This is a genomic window from Kineococcus sp. TRM81007, assembly GCF_022669155.1.
Lineage (GTDB): Bacteria > Actinomycetota > Actinomycetes > Actinomycetales > Kineococcaceae > Kineococcus.
Genome location: NZ_JALBVB010000002.1, coordinates 1 through 298 on the forward strand (window position 1 = coordinate 1; position 298 = coordinate 298).

1 pseudogene is annotated in these 298 nt (G+C 71.8%); it reads left to right on the plus strand.

Going from position 1 to position 298, the window contains the following annotated elements:
* Window positions 1-298: pseudogene (locus MN205_RS00005) on the plus strand (methyl-accepting chemotaxis protein); the annotation flags it as partial.

Below are 298 nucleotides of genomic sequence, written 5' to 3' on the forward strand. Positions count from 1 at the left end.
CGTGGCGACCCAGCTGTCCAGCGGTGCCACGCAGTCCGGTTCGCAGTCGCAGGTCGTCTCCGCAGCCGCCGAGGAGATCTCCGCCTCGATCGGCACCGTGGCCGCCGCCGGTGAGGAGATGACCGCGGCGATCCGCGAGATCGCCTCCTCCACGGCGCAGGCCTCCGAGGTGGCCTCCGCCGCGGTGACCTCCGCCTCGGAGGCCTCCGCGATCCTGGAGCGCCTGTCGGCCTCGTCCCGCGAGATCGGCGACGTGGTCAAGCTGATCACCTCCATCGCGGAGCAGACGAACCTGCTG